General features: G+C 50.4%; 22 protein-coding genes and 1 rRNA gene. 22 read left to right on the top strand and 1 reads right to left on the bottom strand.

Annotated features, from left to right (window positions below; translation table 11 throughout):
* Positions 1-119 precede the first annotated feature (119 nt).
* The 10 genes from rrf (at position 120) to rsmI (ending at position 6,829) form a co-directional block, all read left to right on the top strand.
* Positions 120-235, top strand: a 5S ribosomal RNA gene (gene rrf, locus BJU60_RS13955).
* A gap of 84 nt (positions 236-319) precedes the next feature.
* Positions 320-1,741 carry an aminotransferase class I/II-fold pyridoxal phosphate-dependent enzyme gene (locus BJU60_RS13950; protein WP_236633567.1) on the top strand — a complete coding sequence of 474 codons (1,422 nt, stop codon included), beginning with the start codon at positions 320-322 and terminating at the stop codon, positions 1,739-1,741.
* A gap of 2 nt (positions 1,742-1,743) precedes the next feature.
* Entirely contained in the window at positions 1,744-2,385 is a 642-nt protein-coding gene (gene tmk / locus BJU60_RS13945; RefSeq protein ID WP_070329396.1) for a dTMP kinase, read from the top strand.
* Positions 2,382-2,711 (top strand): cyclic-di-AMP receptor, encoded by a 330-nt coding sequence (locus tag BJU60_RS13940; protein WP_070329395.1) that lies wholly within the window; start codon positions 2,382-2,384, stop codon positions 2,709-2,711. The genes tmk and BJU60_RS13940 overlap by 4 nt, the downstream gene beginning before the upstream one ends.
* Before the next feature lie 5 nt (positions 2,712-2,716).
* Entirely contained in the window at positions 2,717-3,721 is a 1,005-nt protein-coding gene (locus BJU60_RS13935) for a DNA polymerase III subunit delta' (protein WP_236637678.1), read from the top strand.
* A 6-nt stretch (positions 3,722-3,727) separates the two neighbouring features.
* The gene (locus tag BJU60_RS13930; protein WP_070329394.1) at positions 3,728-4,558 is read left to right on the top strand and encodes a PSP1 domain-containing protein; all 831 of its coding nucleotides are present in this window, start codon (positions 3,728-3,730) and stop codon (positions 4,556-4,558) included.
* Positions 4,559-4,581: 23 nt separating this feature from the next.
* On the top strand, positions 4,582-4,917 hold the full coding sequence (gene yabA / locus BJU60_RS13925; protein WP_016510808.1) for a DNA replication initiation control protein YabA: 336 nt from the start codon (positions 4,582-4,584) through the stop codon (positions 4,915-4,917).
* A gap of 65 nt (positions 4,918-4,982) precedes the next feature.
* Positions 4,983-5,717: a tRNA1(Val) (adenine(37)-N6)-methyltransferase gene (locus BJU60_RS13920; RefSeq protein WP_070329393.1), complete on the top strand. Its 735-nt coding sequence runs from the start codon at positions 4,983-4,985 to the stop codon at positions 5,715-5,717.
* A complete protein-coding gene (locus BJU60_RS13915) occupies positions 5,710-5,988 on the top strand; it encodes a GIY-YIG nuclease family protein (protein ID WP_016510809.1) in 279 nt (92 codons plus the stop codon). The genes BJU60_RS13920 and BJU60_RS13915 overlap by 8 nt, the downstream gene beginning before the upstream one ends.
* Positions 5,960-6,829 (top strand): 16S rRNA (cytidine(1402)-2'-O)-methyltransferase, encoded by an 870-nt coding sequence (gene rsmI / locus BJU60_RS13910; RefSeq protein ID WP_070329392.1) that lies wholly within the window; start codon positions 5,960-5,962, stop codon positions 6,827-6,829. The genes BJU60_RS13915 and rsmI overlap by 29 nt, the downstream gene beginning before the upstream one ends.
* Positions 6,830-6,845: 16 nt before the next feature.
* Here rsmI and BJU60_RS13905 read toward each other — a convergent pair whose 3' ends face one another.
* Positions 6,846-7,139: an AbrB/MazE/SpoVT family DNA-binding domain-containing protein gene (locus BJU60_RS13905; RefSeq protein ID WP_070329391.1), complete on the bottom strand. Its 294-nt coding sequence runs from the start codon at positions 7,137-7,139 to the stop codon at positions 6,846-6,848.
* 330 nt (positions 7,140-7,469) lie between these two features.
* Here BJU60_RS13905 and metG point away from each other — a divergent pair, with 330 nt between their 5' ends.
* From metG to pth, 12 genes are all read left to right on the top strand, one after another.
* Positions 7,470-9,428, top strand: a complete 1,959-nt coding sequence (gene metG / locus BJU60_RS13900) for a methionine--tRNA ligase (RefSeq protein ID WP_070329390.1) — start codon at positions 7,470-7,472, stop codon at positions 9,426-9,428.
* Positions 9,429-9,481: 53 nt separating this feature from the next.
* The gene (locus BJU60_RS13895; protein ID WP_070329389.1) at positions 9,482-10,249 is read left to right on the top strand and encodes a TatD family hydrolase; all 768 of its coding nucleotides are present in this window, start codon (positions 9,482-9,484) and stop codon (positions 10,247-10,249) included.
* On the top strand, positions 10,249-11,553 hold the full coding sequence (locus tag BJU60_RS13890; RefSeq protein WP_070329398.1) for a 3D domain-containing protein: 1,305 nt from the start codon (positions 10,249-10,251) through the stop codon (positions 11,551-11,553). Before BJU60_RS13895 ends, BJU60_RS13890 begins: the two co-directional genes overlap by 1 nt.
* Positions 11,546-12,106: a ribonuclease M5 gene (gene rnmV, locus BJU60_RS13885; protein WP_070329388.1), complete on the top strand. Its 561-nt coding sequence runs from the start codon at positions 11,546-11,548 to the stop codon at positions 12,104-12,106. The genes BJU60_RS13890 and rnmV overlap by 8 nt, the downstream gene beginning before the upstream one ends.
* Positions 12,103-12,981, top strand: coding sequence for a 16S rRNA (adenine(1518)-N(6)/adenine(1519)-N(6))-dimethyltransferase RsmA (gene rsmA / locus BJU60_RS13880; RefSeq protein ID WP_070329387.1), 879 nt, complete (start codon positions 12,103-12,105; stop codon positions 12,979-12,981). Before rnmV ends, rsmA begins: the two co-directional genes overlap by 4 nt.
* Positions 12,982-13,064: 83 nt before the next feature.
* A complete protein-coding gene (locus BJU60_RS13875) occupies positions 13,065-13,301 on the top strand; it encodes a Veg family protein (RefSeq protein ID WP_070329386.1) in 237 nt (78 codons plus the stop codon).
* A gap of 101 nt (positions 13,302-13,402) precedes the next feature.
* Complete coding sequence (ispE, locus tag BJU60_RS13870) at positions 13,403-14,266, top strand: 4-(cytidine 5'-diphospho)-2-C-methyl-D-erythritol kinase (RefSeq protein ID WP_070329385.1); 864 nt, start codon at positions 13,403-13,405, stop codon at positions 14,264-14,266.
* 73 nt (positions 14,267-14,339) lie between these two features.
* Positions 14,340-15,164, top strand: a complete 825-nt coding sequence (gene purR / locus BJU60_RS13865) for a pur operon repressor (protein ID WP_070329384.1) — start codon at positions 14,340-14,342, stop codon at positions 15,162-15,164.
* 136 nt (positions 15,165-15,300) lie between these two features.
* The gene (spoVG, locus tag BJU60_RS13860; RefSeq protein ID WP_070329383.1) at positions 15,301-15,600 is read left to right on the top strand and encodes a septation regulator SpoVG; all 300 of its coding nucleotides are present in this window, start codon (positions 15,301-15,303) and stop codon (positions 15,598-15,600) included.
* 183 nt (positions 15,601-15,783) lie between these two features.
* Positions 15,784-17,139, top strand: a complete 1,356-nt coding sequence (gene glmU, locus BJU60_RS13855; protein ID WP_070329382.1) for a bifunctional UDP-N-acetylglucosamine diphosphorylase/glucosamine-1-phosphate N-acetyltransferase GlmU — start codon at positions 15,784-15,786, stop codon at positions 17,137-17,139.
* Positions 17,140-17,184: 45 nt separating this feature from the next.
* Complete coding sequence (locus tag BJU60_RS13850; protein ID WP_016509622.1) at positions 17,185-18,141, top strand: ribose-phosphate diphosphokinase; 957 nt, start codon at positions 17,185-17,187, stop codon at positions 18,139-18,141.
* A 55-nt stretch (positions 18,142-18,196) separates the two neighbouring features.
* On the top strand, positions 18,197-18,754 hold the full coding sequence (pth, locus tag BJU60_RS13845; RefSeq protein ID WP_070329381.1) for an aminoacyl-tRNA hydrolase: 558 nt from the start codon (positions 18,197-18,199) through the stop codon (positions 18,752-18,754).
* Position 18,755: the final 1 nt, after the last annotated feature.

Raw genomic sequence — 18,755 nt, 5'->3', positions numbered from 1 at the left:
TAGGTCATGGGTGGAAGCACGGCGACGTGTGGAGCTGAATGATACTAATCGGTCGAGGCTTTGATCTAGAAACGGTTTGAACTTGATGAGTCTTCAGTTTTCAGGGAACAATTCCCTTGTCTGGTGGCGATAGCGAAGCGGCCACACCCGTTCCCATGCCGAACACGGAAGTTAAGCGCTTCAGCGCCGAAAGTAGTTGGGGGTCTCCCCCTGTGAGGATAGGACGTTGCCAGGCCATATGAAGGACGACCAAGCAGATGCTTGGTCGTCTCTTTTTGTATAATTTATGCGTACGGTGTCGGATAAGGAGGATTTCCACATGACTCGAAAGCCTAAAAATAATCCATTCACGTTTATGGAAATGCTTGAACAGCACGTTCGGGAAGGACGTGTGTCGTTTCATGTGCCAGGTCATCATAACGGGACCGTGACAGATGATAGCCTCCCGACAGCATTTAATAAAATCATGCCGTATGATTTAACCGAACTTGCACATCTGGATGACCTTCATCACGCTGAAGGGATTATCCAGCAAGGTGAAGAGGCTCTTGGGACCCTGTATCAAAGTAAGAGTAAGTGGTTAGTCAACGGATCGACCGTTGGCAACTGGAGCATGTTAGCTGCGACAGTCAAACGAGGTGAGCGGGTATACGTCCAGCGAAACTCACATAAATCAGTTTGGAACGCAATTGAATGGTTGGGCTTAGAGCCGATTTTACTAACTCCTGAACTAGAACGGGGCAGCGGTCTGCCGACGGTCGTTTCCCTTCGTACTGTCGAAGCGGCAGTTACGCAATATCCCGGAGGAAAAGCGTTACTGCTTACGTCCCCGACTTACTATGGAGATATGGCAGATGTACGGGCAATCAGTCGTTTTCTGCAGACGTTAACGATTCCCTTACTTGTAGACGAGGCGCATGGGGCACACTTGATTCATCCGAATCTTCCAAACCGCTCAGCGATTTTTGAAGGTGCGAGCGCTGTCGTCCAGTCCGCCCATAAGACACTCCCGGCATTCACGATGGGGGCCTGGATTCACTATAAGGAAGATATTAATGAATCGCGTTTGTTTCATGCGCTTTCTTCCTTCCAAACGTCTAGCCCGTCTTACTTGATTATGGCGTCTCTTGATCACGCTCGAGCTTATCTCGAAAATTTGAGTGACCGAGATTGGTCACTGATTCAAACGAGTCATTTAGCTTTTATTATGGAAATGAGACGTGCCGGTTTCACGATAAAAGTGGGCGACGATTTCACAAAAATGACGGTACTGACTTATCCGAAGAACGGTTTGATTTTTAGTAGACATCTATCTTCGATTGGAATTGATATTGAACTTGCGGCCGAGGACCATGTGTTATTCTGTCTGCCGTTCCGGGAATTAAAAACGCAAGAGATTCATCATTGGGTGAAGCTGATTAAAAATGCTTCTCAGCATGTCCCGCTCATTGACGAGGATGAAACAATTTATCCGTTTCCGATGACGGAGCCTGTTTCGCGCCTTCATCTTATAAAAGAAGATACACACGTCGTGCGCCTTCCGTTCGATGAGGCGATCGGACGCGTTGCAGCTGAGACGATTATCCCTTATCCGCCAGGGATCCCTTGGATTTTAAAAGGTGAGACCGTGACGGATGAGAAAATTCGTGTGTTAAAAGAGTGGATTTCGTTGGGACGGAACCTCCAGGCGAACAGACATGTTATGATAAAACAAATTGATGTTATCGTAGAGGAGTTTTAAACGTGAAAGGTATGTTCATCACTGTCGAAGGTCCAGACGGGTCTGGAAAGACGACGCAGTTGCAATTGCTGGCTAACGCCTTGACTAAAAAAGGGTATGAGGTTGTTATGACACGAGAGCCAGGAGGAACGAAAGTCGGGAATAGCATCCGGGAAGTGTTATTGTCTCCAGAGCATGACGAAATGACACCACGCACCGAAATGATGCTGTATGCAGCGTCTCGTGCACAAAACGTGGATCAGGTGATTCGTCCGGCCATCGACCGGGGGGCCATCGTTGTTTGTGACCGGTTTGTCGATGCATCCATCGCGTACCAAGGGTATGGTCTTCAGTATGACTTAGAGCAAGTCGTATCGCTCAATAAGTGGGCGACAGCTGGGGTCACACCCGATTTGACTTTCTTATTCGACTTAAGTCCAGAGCAGTCGAGTCATCGCATGAAAGAACGCGGGCAGTTAGATCGAATCGAGAGTCGGGACGAGGCGTTTCATCAACGCGTCTATGAAGGTTTCTTGACGTTACTTCAACAAAATCCTGGCCGAATGGTCCGAATCGACGCAAGCCAGACGATTGAAATCATCCAAGATGAAGTGTTCGATATCACGATAGAACGACTACACGAAAGAGGAGTGAACGAATTATGAAAATGGTAATCGCAATCGTACACGATAAAGACAGCGCGCGTTTGTCAGACGCTTTAATTGAAGAAGATTTTCGAGCGACGAAATTGGCTACGACCGGAGGTTTTTTGAAAGAAGGCAATACGACGTTCATGATCGGTGTCCCGAAAGAACGCCTTGACGATTTGCTAGGTTTGATCAAATCGAACTGCTCAAGCCGCGATCAAATGATTACGCCAATCTCGCCTATGGGTGGACATGCCGATTCATACATTCCGTATCCTGTTGAAGTCCAAGTTGGCGGAGCGACTATTTTCGTCTTGCCGATTGAAGGATTTCATCAGTTTTAATGGGAATGGTCACACATATGCGATTCCAAGAGTTGACTGAATCACAGAAAGTCGTAGCAAAAGTGATTGAGAATTCGATTGCCGCTCAAAAAATCGGGCACGCCTACATTTTTTCGGGTGACTATGAACCTTATCTGATTGAAACGGCCCAATTATTTGCCAAGGCACTTTTTTGTGAGATGCCTAGCGGGGCTGAACCTTGTGGCGTTTGCCGAAACTGCAAACGGATGGATTCTGGCAATATCGTCGACTACATGGAAGTTGAACCGGACGGGGCCAGTATCAAAAAAGAACAAATCCAGCAGCTATTGAGCGACCTGTCATTACGGGGAGCCGAGGGCGATCGTCAAGTCTATGTGATCCACCAAGCGCATAAGATGACGACGCAAGCAGCGAACAGTTTATTAAAGTTTTTTGAGGAACCCGGTGTCGGCAAACTCGCCATTTTGGTGACGACGCAACCTCAACTGCTTCTCCCGACGATTCGTTCACGGGCTCAACACTTAGTATTTCGCCCCATTGACCGGGTCCGCCTTGCTGAAAAACTGGCAGAAGAGATGCAATGCACGAACGATTTGGCACGTCTTGCCCTGACCGTTTATCCGAAATGGGACGATGCGCGCGAGGCACTTCACAACGACTGGTTTGTACAGGCGTACGGGCTAGTGGTACAATTAGTTGAAGTATTGACAAAACGGCCGCAAGAGTTGCTTTTGTTCGCCCAAGAGAAGTGGCTCGGTCACTTCAAAGGGCGCAATGAACTCCGAGTCGGCCTCGAACTGTTCGAAAGTTGGTTGGAGGAAGCTCTCCACTTCAAAGTTCGAACCGATTATGTCCCGGAACTGTTCACGAAAGAGCAGTCGTTATATACGGCTTTCGTGAATGATCGTCCGGTACACAAAATCGTCCATGCCATCGAATTCGTTCATGAAGCGATTCGACGACTCGAGGCAAACGTCAATCCTCAATTAACGTTCGAACGGTTAACGTTCGATTTGCAGAAGGGATAGGAGAGCGTGCTTGAAGTAGTTGGAGTCCGTTTTAAAGAAGCGGGAAAAATCTATTACTTTTCACCAGGCGAAGCAACGCTTGAACGTGGAGACCATGTCATCGTCGAGACGGTGCGAGGAATCGAATACGGTGAAATCGTCCAAGTTGGTAAACAACTAGGTGAAGACGAAGTCGTCTTGCCGTTGAAAACGATCCTTCGTGTCGCCGATCAAAAAGATGCCGAAATCGTTCAAGACAACCGATTGGCAGCTGTTGACGCTCACGCCGTCTGTGAAGAAAAAATTCGCGAACATCGACTTGAGATGAAATTAGTAGATGTTGAGTATACATTTGATCGTAATAAAGTTATTTTTTATTTCACGGCTGAGGGGCGCGTTGATTTTCGCGAGCTTGTTAAAGACTTAGCGAGCGTGTTCCGGACACGGATCGAACTCCGACAAATCGGGGTGCGGGATGAAGCGAAGCTACTCAGTGGAATCGGTCCTTGTGGTCGAGTGCTGTGTTGTTCCTCGTTCTTAGGCGAGTTCGAACCGGTGTCCATCAAGATGGCCAAGGATCAAAACCTTTCCTTGAACCCTAACAAGATCTCCGGTGTATGCGGTCGTCTCATGTGTTGTCTCAAATATGAGAACGATACGTATGAAGAATTGAAACGAGACTTGCCAGACGTCGGGAAGCGAATCAAAATTCCAGAAGGTGACGGACGTGTCGTCGGTCTCAACATCTTGGATCAGTTGATTCAAGTCGAATTGAATGACCGGACTCGTGTTGTGACGTATACGATCGATGAACTCGTCGAAGTCGGTGCGGTCAAACGAAAACCGTTGAAACAGTGATGGGGTGCTGAGCAGTGGAGAGAATGGATAAAAAAGAAGTTATGATGCGGGTCGATGCCATCGAGCAACAGATGTACGTGTTGACGGAGCATTTAAGCGTGCTCAAAGAACAACTCGCCTATTTGCTTGAAGAAAACCAACATATGTATCTCGAGAACCATCACCTGCGTGAAAAGGTTGAGCAGCTTGCAGAAGTCGAAACCCCTGATGGCGATCCGCAAATCGCTTTGTCCGGAAAAGGACAGAACAACTTGGCGGCGCTCTATCAGGAAGGGTTCCATATTTGCAACTTGCACTACGGACAAGTCAGAAAAGATGGCGATTGCCTCTTCTGTATGTCGATGTTAAATAAGCATTAATCGGGGGCGATAGACGGAGGAAATCTCTGTCCGTCGCCTCTGTTGTTATATAGGAGGGAAACAGCGTGACTGTAAAACAAGGGGAGCGCCTTGACGATTTGCTTGGACGCCCCGGTAAAATCATCCAAAGTGATGATGTCTTTTCATTCTCATTGGATGCGGTGCTACTCGCCGAATTCGTTTGGGTACCGATTCAACAAGGAAAGTTGGTTGATTTATGCGCTGGCACCGGCGCAATCCCGCTCTTTTTATCTTATCGGACGAAAGGGACGGTGACGGGCGTCGAGATTCAACCCCGGCTCGTCGACATGGCGAATCGCAGCATTGAGGTGAACGGTCTCGAAGAGCGGCTTCACATCATCGAAGGAGATGTGAAAACGGCCGCCTCCAGTCTCGGCCATGCCCGTTATGATGTTGTGACGTGTAATCCACCTTACTTCCTGGCCAATGAGACGTCGCTTCGCAATCAAAATGAGCACCATACGATTGCTCGTCACGAAGTACTCTGTACGCTTGAAGATTGCATTCGTTCGGCAAGTCAGCTTGTGAAGCCAGGCGGGAAAGTCGCGTTCGTCCATCGGCCCGAACGGCTGCTCGATATCGTCACGCTCATGCGGGCATACCGCATTGAGCCGAAGCGGATGCAGCTCGTCTACCCGAAGGCAGGACGAGATGCGAACACATTACTTATAGAGGGGTCTAAAGATGGAAAACCAGGACTCACGATCTTACCTCCGTTTATCGTTTATGAGGAAGATGATACGTATACGAAAACGATGCGAGACATCCTCGATGCGTAACTATTATGCGTATATTCTCGAATGCAGTGACCAAACCTACTACACCGGTTACACGACCGATATCGAAAAACGGGTCACTGTGCACAACGCCGGTAAAGGTGCGAAATATACGAGGGCGCGTCTCCCGGTCAGTCTTCGATACGTCAAGTCGTTCGAGACGAAACAGGAAGCGATGCGGTATGAATGGTCGATCAAACAATTGACCCGCGCTCAAAAACAGCAGCTGATGGAGGGGACGACCAATGAATTCACAGAAAAGTTATCAAACTGAGGGGCCGACGCTTTATGTCGTACCGACACCGATCGGCAACTTAGAGGACATGACGTACCGGGCCGTCCGCATCATGCGTGAAGTCGACTTGATTGCGGCCGAAGACACACGGCAAACGATGAAACTATGTCGTCATTTCGAGATCGAGACGAAATTGGTCAGCTATCATGAGCACAATAAGCAAGTTAGCGGACCACGTTTAATTGAAGACATTCAAAACGGTAAGTCCGTCGCCGTCGTATCGGATGCGGGCATGCCTGGTATTTCAGATCCGGGGAGTGACCTCGTCCGACTCGCGATCGAGGCGAAGCTGCCAGTCGTCGTCTTGCCGGGTGCGAACGCGGCACTCACGGCACTCGTCGCATCTGGCCTCGCGACAGAACGGTTCTTATACTACGGGTTTTTACCTCGTAAAAAGAAAGAGCGGACCGAAGTGTTGGCTTCCCTTCAATATGAACCGGGTACACTCATCTTTTATGAGGCACCGCATCGGTTGAAAGAGATGTTGACCGGGGTGAAGGACGTACTCGGTAATCGCGAAATCGTGCTCGGTCGAGAGTTGACGAAAACGTTCGAAGAGTTTTTAAGAGGCACGGTTGAAGAGGCGCTCGCATGGTGCGAGGGCGAGGTGCGTGGCGAATTCGTCGTCATGGTGAGCGGCTCTACAGAGTCGGCACCGACGAGCGACTGGTGGGAAGCGCTGTCGCCTTTAGAGCATGTCGACCGGTACATCGAAGACGGACTCAAACCGAACGCGGCCATTAAGCAAGTCGCGAAAGAGCGTGGCTTGGCACGAAGCGAAGTCTACGATGCGTATCATCAAGTCGACAAAAAAGAGTAAGCAAGGATTCCCTTGCTTACTCTTCGCTGTAGTAGTTCTCGAGCATGTTTTTCAACTCGACGAGAACGCGCTGTGCGCCTTCAGGTGAAAGGATGAGTTTTCCGTCAGCCAACTTGAAGTTGTCGTCAGATACTTCGCCTGTCACTTGGCATGTCATGTTCGGTTTGTATTTTTTTAAGATGATTTGTTCGTTGTCGACGTAAATTTCGAGTGCGTCTTTTTCAGCGATACCGAGTGTCCGGCGCAATTCAATTGGAATAACGACGCGGCCGAGCTCGTCAACTTTCCGTACGATACCTGTAGATTTCATTTTGTGTTTCCTCCTCCAATGATGTCGAAATCTCATGGTGACATGAATCGTCAAAATTCGACAATGTGGCTTCAGCAAAAAGCATACTAAACTTTCCAATTGCAGTCAACTGCTTACTATTGGAAATGCGCATTTTTCGAAAAATGACGATAAGGGAATCATATATCCATAAAATTCCCCGAAAGTTTGCACCTGAAACAAAGAAAGGGTTTTTTTGGAACATATTTTATGAACTAGCATCAAATTAATTCCAAACAATTGGTTTGGAAATTCTTTTGTCGAACCGTGTATAATGGAAATTGCAAATGTCGAAAGGATGGAGAACATACTATGGCGAAGCCAACTTTTTATATCACGACTCCGATTTACTATCCGAGTGCGAAACTACACATTGGTCATGCCTATACGACGGTGGCCGGCGATGCGATTGCTCGCTATAAGCGTTTAAAAGGATTTGACGTCCGTTACTTGACTGGGACCGACGAGCATGGACAGAAGATTCAAGAAAAGGCCCAAGAAGCTGGCGTGACGCCACAAGCGTTTGTCGATGAAGTCGTCAAAGACATCCGTGTGCTTTGGGACAAGCTTGAGATCTCATATGACGATTACATCCGGACAACTGACGCCCGTCATAAAGCGGTCGTCGAGCACGTATTTGAGACGCTGCTTAAAAATGATGATATTTACCTCGGTGAGTACGAAGGGTGGTACTCAATCCCGGACGAGACGTACTATACAGAATCACAACTCGTTGATGGAAAAAGTCCTGACAGCGGTCATCCGGTGGAACTCGTGCGCGAAGAGTGCTATTTCTTCCGCCTCAGCAAGTATGCGGACCGGTTGATCGAGTACTTCGAGTCACATCCGGATTTCATTTTACCGGAATCGCGTAAAACTGAAATGGTCAACAACTTCTTGAAGCCGGGGCTGCAGGATTTGGCAGTCTCGCGGACGACGTTCGACTGGGGTGTACAAGTCCCGTCGAATCCGAAACACGTCGTATATGTCTGGGTCGACGCGCTCACGAACTATATCTCCGCGCTCGGCTACGGGACAGACAACGATGAATTGTTCAATCGTTACTGGCCGGCGGACGTACACTTGGTCGGGAAAGAAATCGTTCGTTTCCATACGATCATTTGGCCGGCGCTGCTCATGGCGCTTGACCTACCGCTACCGAAACAAGTGTTCGCGCACGGCTGGTTGCTCATGAAAGACGGTAAGATGTCGAAGTCAAAAGGGAACGTCGTCGATCCGATTCCACTCATCGACCGCTACGGTCTTGATTCGCTTCGCTACTACTTGCTCCGTGAAGTCCCATTCGGTGCAGACGGCACGTTCACACCGGAAGCGTTCGTCGATCGCTTGAACTTTGATCTCGCGAACGACCTCGGGAATCTTCTCAACCGGACCGTTGCCATGATCAAGAAGTATTTCGATGGCAACGTACCGGCTTATGCGGGGAATGTGACGGCGTTCGATGCGGAACTTCTCCGTATGGTAAACGAAACGACGAACAAGACAGAAGAAGCGATGGAGCATATGGAATTCTCGGTCGCCCTCGCAAGCATTTGGCAACTCGTCAGCCGAGCCAATAAATATATCGATGAGACACAACCATGGGTGCTCGTAAAAGATGAGTCGAAGCGTGATGAGCTTGCATCTGTGATGACGCACCTCGCCGGCGTACTCCGCCATGTCGCGATCATGATTCAACCGTTCATGACACGGGCGCCGAAAGAAATGTTCCGTCAGCTCGGACTCGTTGACGAAGACATGTCATGGGAAGCGCTCGATACGTTCGCTGCCTTTGATGGAGCGGTCGTGACGGACGGAACGCCGATTTTCCCACGTCGAGACGTGAAAGAAGAAGTCGATGCGATTCAAGAGATGATGCGTCAAGCTTCGCAAGCGCGCATCGAAGCGGAAGCAACGCCGACTGAAACTGAAGATGAGGACGTCCGTCCAGAAATCACGATCGATGTGTTCGACCAAGTTGAGTTTCGGGTCGGGCAAATCGTCGAAGCAGATAAGATCAAGAAAGCGAAAAAACTACTGAAGCTTCAAGTCGACCTTGGCGGCGAAACGCGACAAATCGTCTCGGGCATCGCCGAATGGTATGCGCCGGAAGACTTAGTCGGTAAAAAAGTGATCGTCGTCGCCAACTTGAAACCGGTCAAACTCCGCGGTGAACTGTCTCAAGGAATGATTTTAGCAGCCGATAAAGATGGTAAGCTAGAACTCGCCACCGTCTCAGAGAATATGCCGAACGGGGCCATCGTCAAATAATTTTGAGGGAGACTTCGGTCTCCCTCTCTTTGTCTAAATAAGGAGGATGCATCATGTTGATTGATACGCACACCCATATTAACGCTGAGCAGTTCAATGAAGATGTCGAGGCGACAATCGAGCGTGCTCGCACTGCCGGCGTCTCGCCGATGCTCGTCGTCGGATTCGATACACCTACGATTGACCGTGCCATTGAGTTGGCTGAGGCGTATGAGGACGTCTACGCCATCGTCGGCTGGCATCCGGTCGACGCGATTGACTGCAGCGAAGCTGAACTCGCCCGAATTGAAGCGCTTATGGCACATCCTAAAGTGATGGCACTCGGGGAAATCGGCCTTGATTATCATTGGGACAAGTCACCGAAAGATGTACAGCAGCGTGTATTCCGTCAGCAAATCGCAATCGCGAAGCGGACGCACATGCCGATCGTCATCCACAACCGCGAAGCGACCGCGGACGTGCTCGATCTGCTAGAAGAAGAGCACGCGGAAGTTGTCGGCGGCGTGTTTCATAGTTACAGCATGTCTGTTGAACTGCTCGAGCGCTGTTTGAAGTTGAATTTTTATATCTCGCTCGGCGGACCGGTGACGTTCAAAAACGCCAAAGTGCCGAAGAAAGTGGCGCAGCAGGTACCGCTCGACCGTCTTCTTGTCGAGACGGATTGCCCCTATTTGACGCCGACACCGTTCCGCGGTAAACGAAATGAACCGGCATACGTCACTTACGTCGCTGAAGAGATTGCAGCGCTCCGCGGCATGCCTTACGAAGCACTCGCCGAGGCTACGACCGCCAATGCGAAACGGCTGTTCCGACTTCCATGATGATTAGACGTTTCGTGTTAAGTGCAGGCGTCATTGTCGTTGCCGTCTTCGCCTACATGATGATGCAGCCGGAGAAGATTACGATTATCGATAACGGTGTCAAGATTGAGCACGATACACAGGCTGATTCGGTCATCGAAGTGCTCGCCGAGGCCGGGATCACGATCGATGAGGCTGACTATGTGACGCCGGCGCTCAGTGCGGACATCCCGCCGGAGCGTGTCATTCATATCGAACGGGCCCAAACGGTGTCGCTCCAGATCGGTTACGGTCAAATGGAGACGATCGATACCCGTGAGCGGACCGTTGGTGATGTCCTGCTCCGATACGGTGTGAGCGTGCGAGAAGGTGATGATGTCTATCCGTCGGTCAGAACACCGATCACGTCAGGCATGACGATTCGCTATCAGCCGGTCGTGGCGCTTGATTTGATCATAGGCGATGATGCGACAAAAGTTTATACGATGGCATCGACCGTGGAAGAGGCGTTACGAGAAGCCCGAATTGAGATTTCAGATAAAGATACGGTCGTTCCGGCGCTCACGGCCGAAGTGCGTGATGGGATGACGATCACCGTCAACATAAGCCGAGACGTCGTTCAATATGAGAACCGCTTAATCCCGTTCGAGATCATTGAAGAAGAGGATGCGACACTTGCAGCCGGAACGACCGAAGTGTCACAAGTCGGCGTCCCTGGTCTAGAGCGGACGCGGTATGCACTGACAGTTGAAAATGGTACAATTACAAATCGGACCGAGACAGACGTCGAAATGGTGCAGACAGTCCGACCGCAAATCATTAAGGTCGGTACGAAAGTCGCAACCGAGCGCGAAGCCGAGTTTGAAGCAGCCGAAGCGCCGGCTGAGCCCGTTGACTCGACAAGTCCATTCCGCGAGGAAGCGGAAATCAAAATCGAGGAAACGCCTCGGGCCGACGATGTCCTCGACTTCACATCAGCCAAACAGCTCCTCGTCGAGGCCACCGCCTATACGAACAATGCAGAAGACACCGTGACGTATGACGGCAGAGTACTGACGCGCAGCGGCTATGACGTGACGGATACGATCCTTTATGAAGGAATGCGGATCATTGCGGTCGACCCGGCCGTCATCCCGCTCGGAACCCGCGTCTATATCGAAGGGTTTGGCATGGCGATCGCTCTCGATACAGGCAGTGCGATTAAAGGCAATATTATCGATATCATGATGGATACGAAAGAGGAAGCGGTCACGTTTGGTCGTAAGCCACTGACGATTTGGGTGATCCCGAAGCAAGAAGAGAAAGAAGGAACTGACAATGCGTGAGAAAATACAAGAAGTGATCGTCGTCGAAGGACGCGATGATACGACCCGGCTTCAAGAAGTGTACGACGTCGACACGATTGAGACGAACGGTTCGGCCGTGTCAAAACAGACGATCGAACGGATCAAACGTGCCCAGGAGACACGCGGTGTCATCATCTTGACCGACCCGGACTATCCGGGCGACCGGATCCGGGCCATCGTCGAAGAGCAAGTGAAGGGCTGTAAACACGCCTACCTCCCTCGGGCCGAGGCGAAAGACAAACGAGGGAAAATCGGCGTCGAACACGCGACACCTGCGACAATCCGTCGTGTGCTCGAGGCGGTTTATGAAACGCGAGTTGAGACAGACGAGCCACTCGTCACGCGACAAATGGTGCTCGAGGCCGATTTGATCGGTGGGGCGGATGCCGCAACTCGGCGCAAGCGTCTAGGTGTTTTGCTCCGCATCGGAGAACCGAACGCCAAGCAATTTGTGAAACGAGTCGAAGCGTTGCGTGTGACCATCGAAGAATGGGAGCGGGCGCTCGCTCAGTTAGAGGAGGAAAATCAGTGAAAGATATTGCAACGATTCATCGCACGAAAGCGATTTTACAACGTCACGGCTTCTCATTCAAAAAGTCGCTCGGACAAAACTTTTTAATCGACTTGAATATATTAAATAAAATCGTCGACGCCGCAGAACTAGGTGAAGCGAGCGGTGTGCTCGAAATCGGTCCGGGAATCGGCTCGTTGACGGAACAATCGGCCAAGCGGGCGCAAAAAGTGGTCGCGCTTGAAATCGATCAACGCCTTCTACCGATCCTTGAAGACACGATGGCGCCTTACCCGAACGTTCACGTCATTCATGGGGACGCGCTCGAGCTCGACATTCGCAGCATCGTGGAACGTGAGTTCTTGAGTGAAGGGATTGATGATATCGCGGTCGTCGCCAACTTGCCATATTATGTGACGACGCCGATTATCATGCGTTTGCTCGAGAGCCGGATCAAGTTCCGTTCGCTCGTCATGATGATTCAAAAAGAAGTGGCTGAGCGCATCGGGGCGAAACCTGGCACGAAAGCGTACGGTTCTTTATCAATCGCGATCCAGTATTATGCGGAAGCGAGTGTAAGCTTTATCGTACCGAAAAGCGTGTTCATGCCGGCTCCAAACGTCGACTCGGCCGTGATCACGCTCAAGATGCGTCCGCGCCCGGCTGTCGATGTCGAAGACGAAGCCTTTTTCTTTGAAATCGCCCGCGCTAGTTTCGCGCAACGTCGAAAAACGATTTTGAACAACTTGACGAATCATCTCGGCAAAGATAAAAAAGTAGACCTTGAATGTCTCTTGAATGAAGCGGGAATCGACCCGAAACGGCGAGGCGAAACGCTTTCGCTTCAAGAGTTTGCACGCTTAGCAGACACAATTTTACCACTTAAAAATAGTTGACGACTGGATAGCGAGTCGCTATAATATTTACTCTTTATTTCCGTTTTAGAATATGCTATACTTGTAACAGTGAGGTGAAGCGTATGCCAAAGACGTTGCAAGAAATCAGACAAAAACTCGAATCACATGTTGGAGAACGATTGACGTTGAAAGCAAACGGCGGTCGTAAGAAAGTCGTTACTCGGTTTGGAACGCTCGTTGAGACGTATCCCGCGGTGTTCGTTGTCAAGTTGGATGAAGAGCATCACAACGTGGAACGTGTCTCTTATAGCTACGCTGATGTCCTAACGGATACAGTTAAAATTGAATTCAGTAATTGATCGATAAATGAGGGGCGGATGCATTGGCAGCTGCTTCTTTTTTTGTGCGTCCGTTTACGGTACAATGGCGAACAGGAGATACATTGGGAAGGGTGAACGATATGCGTACGATCAGTGTGAAAGCGCCGGCAAAAATCAATTTGACACTAGACGTCCTCGGGAAGCGGACGGACGGCTATCATGAAGTAGAAATGGTGATGACGACAGTGGACTTGTCCGACCGGCTCGAATTGACCGTACTCGATACGGATGAGATTCGAATCCAGTCTGAGCACGCCTATGTCCCGAGCGATCATCGGAACTTGGCTTATCGCGCGGCCGATTTATTGCGGAAGCGGTTCGACATCACAGAAGGAGTCGAAATCGTCCTCGATAAACAAATCCCGGTCGCAGCAGGGCTCGCCGGAGGATCGAGTGATGCAGCGGCGACGCTTCGGGGAATGAACGAACTGTTCGAGCTCGGTTTAACGCTCGAGGAGTTAGCAGAGCTTGGAGCCGCGGTCGGTTCAGACGTCTCGTTTTGTGTGATGGGTGGAACCGCGATCGCCCGGGGTCGCGGTGAGATATTAGAGACGATTCCGTCACCGCCGCCGTGCTATGTCGTATTGGCGAAGCCGAAGCTCGGTGTATCAACGGCTGACGTGTATCGAGCCGTTCAGATGGAGAAAATCATCCATCCAGACACTGCGGCGATGGTTAAAGCGATTCGTGAACGGGACTTTGACGGAATTTGTGCGAACCTCGGCAACGCGCTTGAAGGCGTCACGCTTGAACTGCATCCCGAAGTCCGTCAAATCAAAGAGACGATGCTGCATTGTGGTGCTGATGGCGTGTTGATGAGCGGCAGCGGCCCGACCGTATTCGCGCTCATCGAGCACGAGCAAAAAGCGCACCGCGTCTATAACGGACTGAAAGGATTTTGTCCGGAAGTGTTCGTCGTTCGGATTCTCGGCAAAAAACATTGAACAAAGACGAATGAAAGTGATATATTCTGTTTAGAACATTCGTCTATTATTGACAAAGTGAAGGGGAATCCGTATGAAAATTCGTAGAAGTGGTCGTCTCGTCGATATGACCCGTTATATGCTTGACCATCCACATCAGCTCGTCTCGTTATCGATGTTTTCGAGCCGCTATCAGTCTGCTAAATCATCGATCAGTGAAGATTTAGTCATCGTCAGTGAAATGCTCGCCCACGACGGTACCGGAAAATTGATTACCGTCCCAGGTGCGGCCGGGGGAGTCATGTTCATTCCAGGGTGGAGCAAAGACAAGTCGCTATCGATGATCGATGGCTTGTGCGATCAACTGTCGAAACCGGAGCGTCTGCTTCCGGGAGGCTATTTATACTTAACCGACGTGCTTGGTAATCCGCGTCAAGTGAAACCGATGGGACAAATCTTCGCCTCGGTGTTTGCGGACCGTAAAGTCGACGTCGTCATGACGATTGCGACAAAAGGGATCCCGCTCGCCTACGCGGTCGCTGAGCAATTAGGTGTTCCGTTCGTCATCGTCCGGTCCGACAGCCGTGTCACGGAAGGGTCGACCGTCAGTATCAATTACGTTTCCGGCTCGTCAAAAGCGATCCGTACGATGGCACTCGCACGTCGAAGCTTGCCACGAGGCGCAAACGTCTTGCTCATCGATGACTTTATGAAAGCAGGCGGGACGATCCGTGGGATGATGAGCCTGTTGAATGAGTTCGAGGCAAACCTAGCTGGTGTCGGTGTCTTGATGGAAGCCGAAGGTGCCGAGAAGAAAATGGTGAGTGAGTACGTCAGCTTGATGAAGTTGACGAACGTTGATGCAGATGAAGGACTCGTCACAATTTCACGCGGTAACGTCGAACAGTTCTTAAAGTGATTGGCAAAAATTTGATTTCGTTTTATGATGAGAGGGTATATCAGTCATACGGAGTCAATCGGTTCGCTTGAATCACTTTAACCTTTTAGTGAAAGTACACCATGGCATAGACAACGAAGAAAAGGGGATGCGAAACATGCAGATCACAGACGTAAAAATTCGCAAAGTGACGACGGAAGGTAGGATGAAGGCGCTCGCTTCAATCACGCTCGACCAAGAGTTTGTCGTGCATGACCTTCGAATCATCGAAGGAAGCACCGGGCTCTTCGTCGCGATGCCGAGTAAACGAACGCCGGAAGGCATCTTCCGAGACATCGCTCACCCGATCAATGGAGATATGCGCCAAAAAGTCGAGGCGGCTGTGCTCGAAGCCTACGGCACGGTCGATGTTTCCACTTACGAAGCACAGGAATCATACAACGGTATAAACGAATAATGACTCGACAGCGGATGGGGACCCTTCCGCTGCCTTTTTGCGTTTGATTGGTTACGAATGGTTACAACGGTTGAAACCGCGTCACGGTTTCGATATAGTAGAAACGGTGTATTCAGGATTTAAATATAGAAAAAACCGAACGATTGAATAAAAACAGTCGATTAAGATAGGGGCGAATCAAGAATGGATCGTTTTGCAGTCATTTTGGCAGCAGGTAAAGGGACGCGTATGAAGTCTAAGCTCTATAAAGTGCTTCATCCGGTCCTCGGAAAACCGATGGTCGAACATGTCGTCGACCAACTCGACAAAATCGGAGTCAGTCGTCAAATCGTCATCGTCGGTCACGGGGCTGAAGCGGTACAAGAGACGCTAGGCTCGCGCGTCGAGTACGCGGTCCAAGAACAGCAACTTGGAACGGGCCATGCGGTTCAAATGGCAGAAGCTGAGCTCGCTGGTAAATCAGGTGCGACGCTTGTCGTCTGTGGTGACACACCACTTCTCACAGCGGAAACGTTGGAGGCGCTCCTTGCCCATCATGAGGCGCAGCAAGCGAAAGTAACGGTACTGACGGCGATCGCTGACGATGCGACCGGTTATGGTCGTGTCATCCGTGGAGAAGACGGTAACGTGACGAAAGTCGTCGAACATAAAGACGCCTCTGCTGCAGAGCAAGCGATTCTTGAAATCAATACGGGAACTTACGTGTTTGACAACGAATTATTGTTTGATGCCCTCAAACAAGTCGGTAACGATAACGTTCAAGGTGAGTATTACTTGCCAGACGTCATCGCGATTGCGAAAGAAGCAGGCGAAGTTGTCGCGGCCCATACCGCGCCGACGTTCGGTGAGACGATCGGTGTCAACGATCGTGTCGCTCTCGCGCAGGCTGAAACACTCATGCGCAAGCGGACGAACGAACGCCTTATGCGCGAAGGCGTAACCTTCATGGACCCGGCCTCGACATACATTTCGCCGGACGCCGTCATCGGATCAGATACGATCATCTACCCAGGGACAGTCATTCTTGGCAAGACGGTCATCGGTTCGGAGTGCGTGATCGGACCGAACTCGGACATCCGCAACAGTGTGATTGAAGACGGTGCGACCGTTCGTCAATCGGTACTCAGTGATAGCCGTGTCGGAAGTCATGCGCAAGTTGGGCCGTTCGCCCACCTTCGTCAACAAGCAGTCCTTGGCGCCAATACGCGCGTCGGCAATTTCGTGGAAATCAAAAAATCAACGTTCGGGGACGGTGCGAAAGCATCGCATCTCAGCTATATCGGAGATGCCTCGATCGGTGAACGTGTCAATCTCGGATGTGGATCGATCACGGTCAACTATGATGGTAAGAATAAGTTTGAGACGGTCGTTGAAGCAGACGCGTTTGTCGGATGTAACGTCAACTTGATTGCCCCGGTAACAGTCGGGAAAGGTGCGATCGTCGCTGCCGGTTCAACGATTACAAACGATGTCCCTGAAGAAGCTCTCGCGATTGCGCGCGAGCGTCAAACGAACAAAGAAGGTTACACGAAACGCTAAGTTGCTGCCTATTACTATGGAAAACGATGGAGGAGAATCCTAAACATGTCTACTGTATATGAACGTGAAATTCGCCTATTTAGCTTAAACTCGAACCGCCCGTTAGCTGAAGAAATTGCCAAAGAAATCGGTGTCCCACTCAGCGACTGCCAAGTGAAGCGGTTTAGCGACGGAGAACTTTACATCAATATCGAGGAGAGCGTCCGAGGCGACGATGTGTACATCATCCAATCGACGAGCTCACCAGTGAATGAAACGCTCATGGAATTGCTCGTGATGATCGATGCGCTGAAACGGGCCTCGGTTCGCACGATCAACGTCGTCATCCCATACTATGGTTACGCACGCCAAGACCGTAAAGCACGGTCGCGTGAGCCGATCACAGCGAAACTCGTTGCCGATCTGCTTACGGTAGCCGGAGCGACACGCGTCATCACAATGGACTTGCACGCCGCTCAAATCCAAGGTTTCTTCAATATTCCAGTAGACCAATTGTTAGGTGTCCCGCTCATCTCGACGTATTTCGAGACAGATGAGTTCAAAGCAAAAGATATCGTCGTCGTCTCACCAGATCACGGCGGTGTCACGCGCGCGCGGAAGCTCGCAGAACGTTTGAAAGCACCAATCGCCATCATCGACAAACGACGCCCGGAAGCGAACGTGGCCGAAGTCATGAACATCGTTGGCAGCGTTGAAGGCAAAACAGCCATCTTGATCGATGATATCATCGACACGGCCGGTACGATCACACTCGCAGCAGACGCAATCGTCCAAGCGGGAGCAAAAGAAGTATACGCTTCATGTACCCACCCGGTTCTGTCTGGCCCGGCAATGGAGCGAATCGACAACTCGTCAATCAAAGAACTCGTCGTCCTTAACACGATCGATTTGACTGGTCGCGAGTACTCGAGCAAAATCAAGCAGATGTCGGTTGCCCGTTTGCTTGGGGAAGCGATCATGCGTGTCCACGAGCACAAATCGGTGAGCACGCTGTTCGATTAAAAAAACGAGGCCCGAAGGCGTTCGCCTTTGGGCTTTTTTGTTCAGGAGGAACATGATGAAATGTATCGTCGGTCTCGGGAATCCGGGCAAGAAATATGGAATGACCCGTCATAATATCGGGTTTTTAGCAATTGATCGGTTAGCGGACAAGCACGGGATCACGCTTGACGAAGCCAAGTTTAAAGCAGTCATTGGAACGGGAAGAATCAATGGAGAGCGGGTCGTCCTCGTCAAACCGCTCACGTACATGAATCTATCAGGTGAAGCGGTCCGTCCGATTCTCGATTACTATAAAATCGATATCGACGATTTACTCGTCATCTATGATGATTTAGACATGGTCCCAGGCAAACTCCGCCTGCGTCCGAAAGGGAGTGCCGGTGGACATAATGGCATCAAGTCATTGATTCAGCATCTAGGGACGATGGATTTTAAACGGCTTAAGCTTGGCGTTGGACGTCCGCCGCACCCGATCAAAGTTGTTGATTGGGTACTGATGAGTTATCGAAAAGAAGATATGTCCGAATTGAACGATACGCTCGACCAAGCCGTGGCCGCCGCAACAGATTTTGTGGACACGGACTGGGTCGCGCTCATGAATCGATATAACTAAA

This window comes from Exiguobacterium aurantiacum (assembly GCF_001766415.1).
GTDB classification, from domain to species: Bacteria; Bacillota; Bacilli; order Exiguobacteriales; family Exiguobacteriaceae; genus Exiguobacterium; species Exiguobacterium aurantiacum_A.
The sequence above is the reverse complement of the archived record's forward strand: the minus strand, read 5'-3'. Positions and strand labels throughout refer to the sequence as shown.

What these genes read in the sequence shown, in the direction of transcription:
- glmU (WP_070329382.1), top strand. Translation starts at nt 15,784, where the DNA reads ATGGATCGTTTTGCAGTCATTTTGGCAGCAGGTAAAGGGACGCGTATG.
- BJU60_RS13905 (WP_070329391.1), bottom strand. Translation starts at nt 7,139, where the DNA reads ATGAAATCTACAGGTATCGTACGGAAAGTTGACGAGCTCGGCCGCGTC.
- BJU60_RS13950 (WP_236633567.1), top strand. Translation starts at nt 320, where the DNA reads ATGACTCGAAAGCCTAAAAATAATCCATTCACGTTTATGGAAATGCTT.
- BJU60_RS13940 (WP_070329395.1), top strand. Translation starts at nt 2,382, where the DNA reads ATGAAAATGGTAATCGCAATCGTACACGATAAAGACAGCGCGCGTTTG.
- pth (WP_070329381.1), top strand. Translation starts at nt 18,197, where the DNA reads ATGAAATGTATCGTCGGTCTCGGGAATCCGGGCAAGAAATATGGAATG.
- spoVG (WP_070329383.1), top strand. Translation starts at nt 15,301, where the DNA reads ATGCAGATCACAGACGTAAAAATTCGCAAAGTGACGACGGAAGGTAGG.
- metG (WP_070329390.1), top strand. Translation starts at nt 7,470, where the DNA reads ATGGCGAAGCCAACTTTTTATATCACGACTCCGATTTACTATCCGAGT.
- BJU60_RS13875 (WP_070329386.1), top strand. Translation starts at nt 13,065, where the DNA reads ATGCCAAAGACGTTGCAAGAAATCAGACAAAAACTCGAATCACATGTT.
- rnmV (WP_070329388.1), top strand. Translation starts at nt 11,546, where the DNA reads ATGCGTGAGAAAATACAAGAAGTGATCGTCGTCGAAGGACGCGATGAT.
- BJU60_RS13895 (WP_070329389.1), top strand. Translation starts at nt 9,482, where the DNA reads ATGTTGATTGATACGCACACCCATATTAACGCTGAGCAGTTCAATGAA.
- BJU60_RS13915 (WP_016510809.1), top strand. Translation starts at nt 5,710, where the DNA reads ATGCGTAACTATTATGCGTATATTCTCGAATGCAGTGACCAAACCTAC.
- yabA (WP_016510808.1), top strand. Translation starts at nt 4,582, where the DNA reads ATGGATAAAAAAGAAGTTATGATGCGGGTCGATGCCATCGAGCAACAG.
- purR (WP_070329384.1), top strand. Translation starts at nt 14,340, where the DNA reads ATGAAAATTCGTAGAAGTGGTCGTCTCGTCGATATGACCCGTTATATG.
- ispE (WP_070329385.1), top strand. Translation starts at nt 13,403, where the DNA reads ATGCGTACGATCAGTGTGAAAGCGCCGGCAAAAATCAATTTGACACTA.
- rsmI (WP_070329392.1), top strand. Translation starts at nt 5,960, where the DNA reads ATGAATTCACAGAAAAGTTATCAAACTGAGGGGCCGACGCTTTATGTC.
- BJU60_RS13890 (WP_070329398.1), top strand. Translation starts at nt 10,249, where the DNA reads ATGATTAGACGTTTCGTGTTAAGTGCAGGCGTCATTGTCGTTGCCGTC.
- BJU60_RS13850 (WP_016509622.1), top strand. Translation starts at nt 17,185, where the DNA reads ATGTCTACTGTATATGAACGTGAAATTCGCCTATTTAGCTTAAACTCG.
- BJU60_RS13935 (WP_236637678.1), top strand. Translation starts at nt 2,717, where the DNA reads ATGGTCACACATATGCGATTCCAAGAGTTGACTGAATCACAGAAAGTC.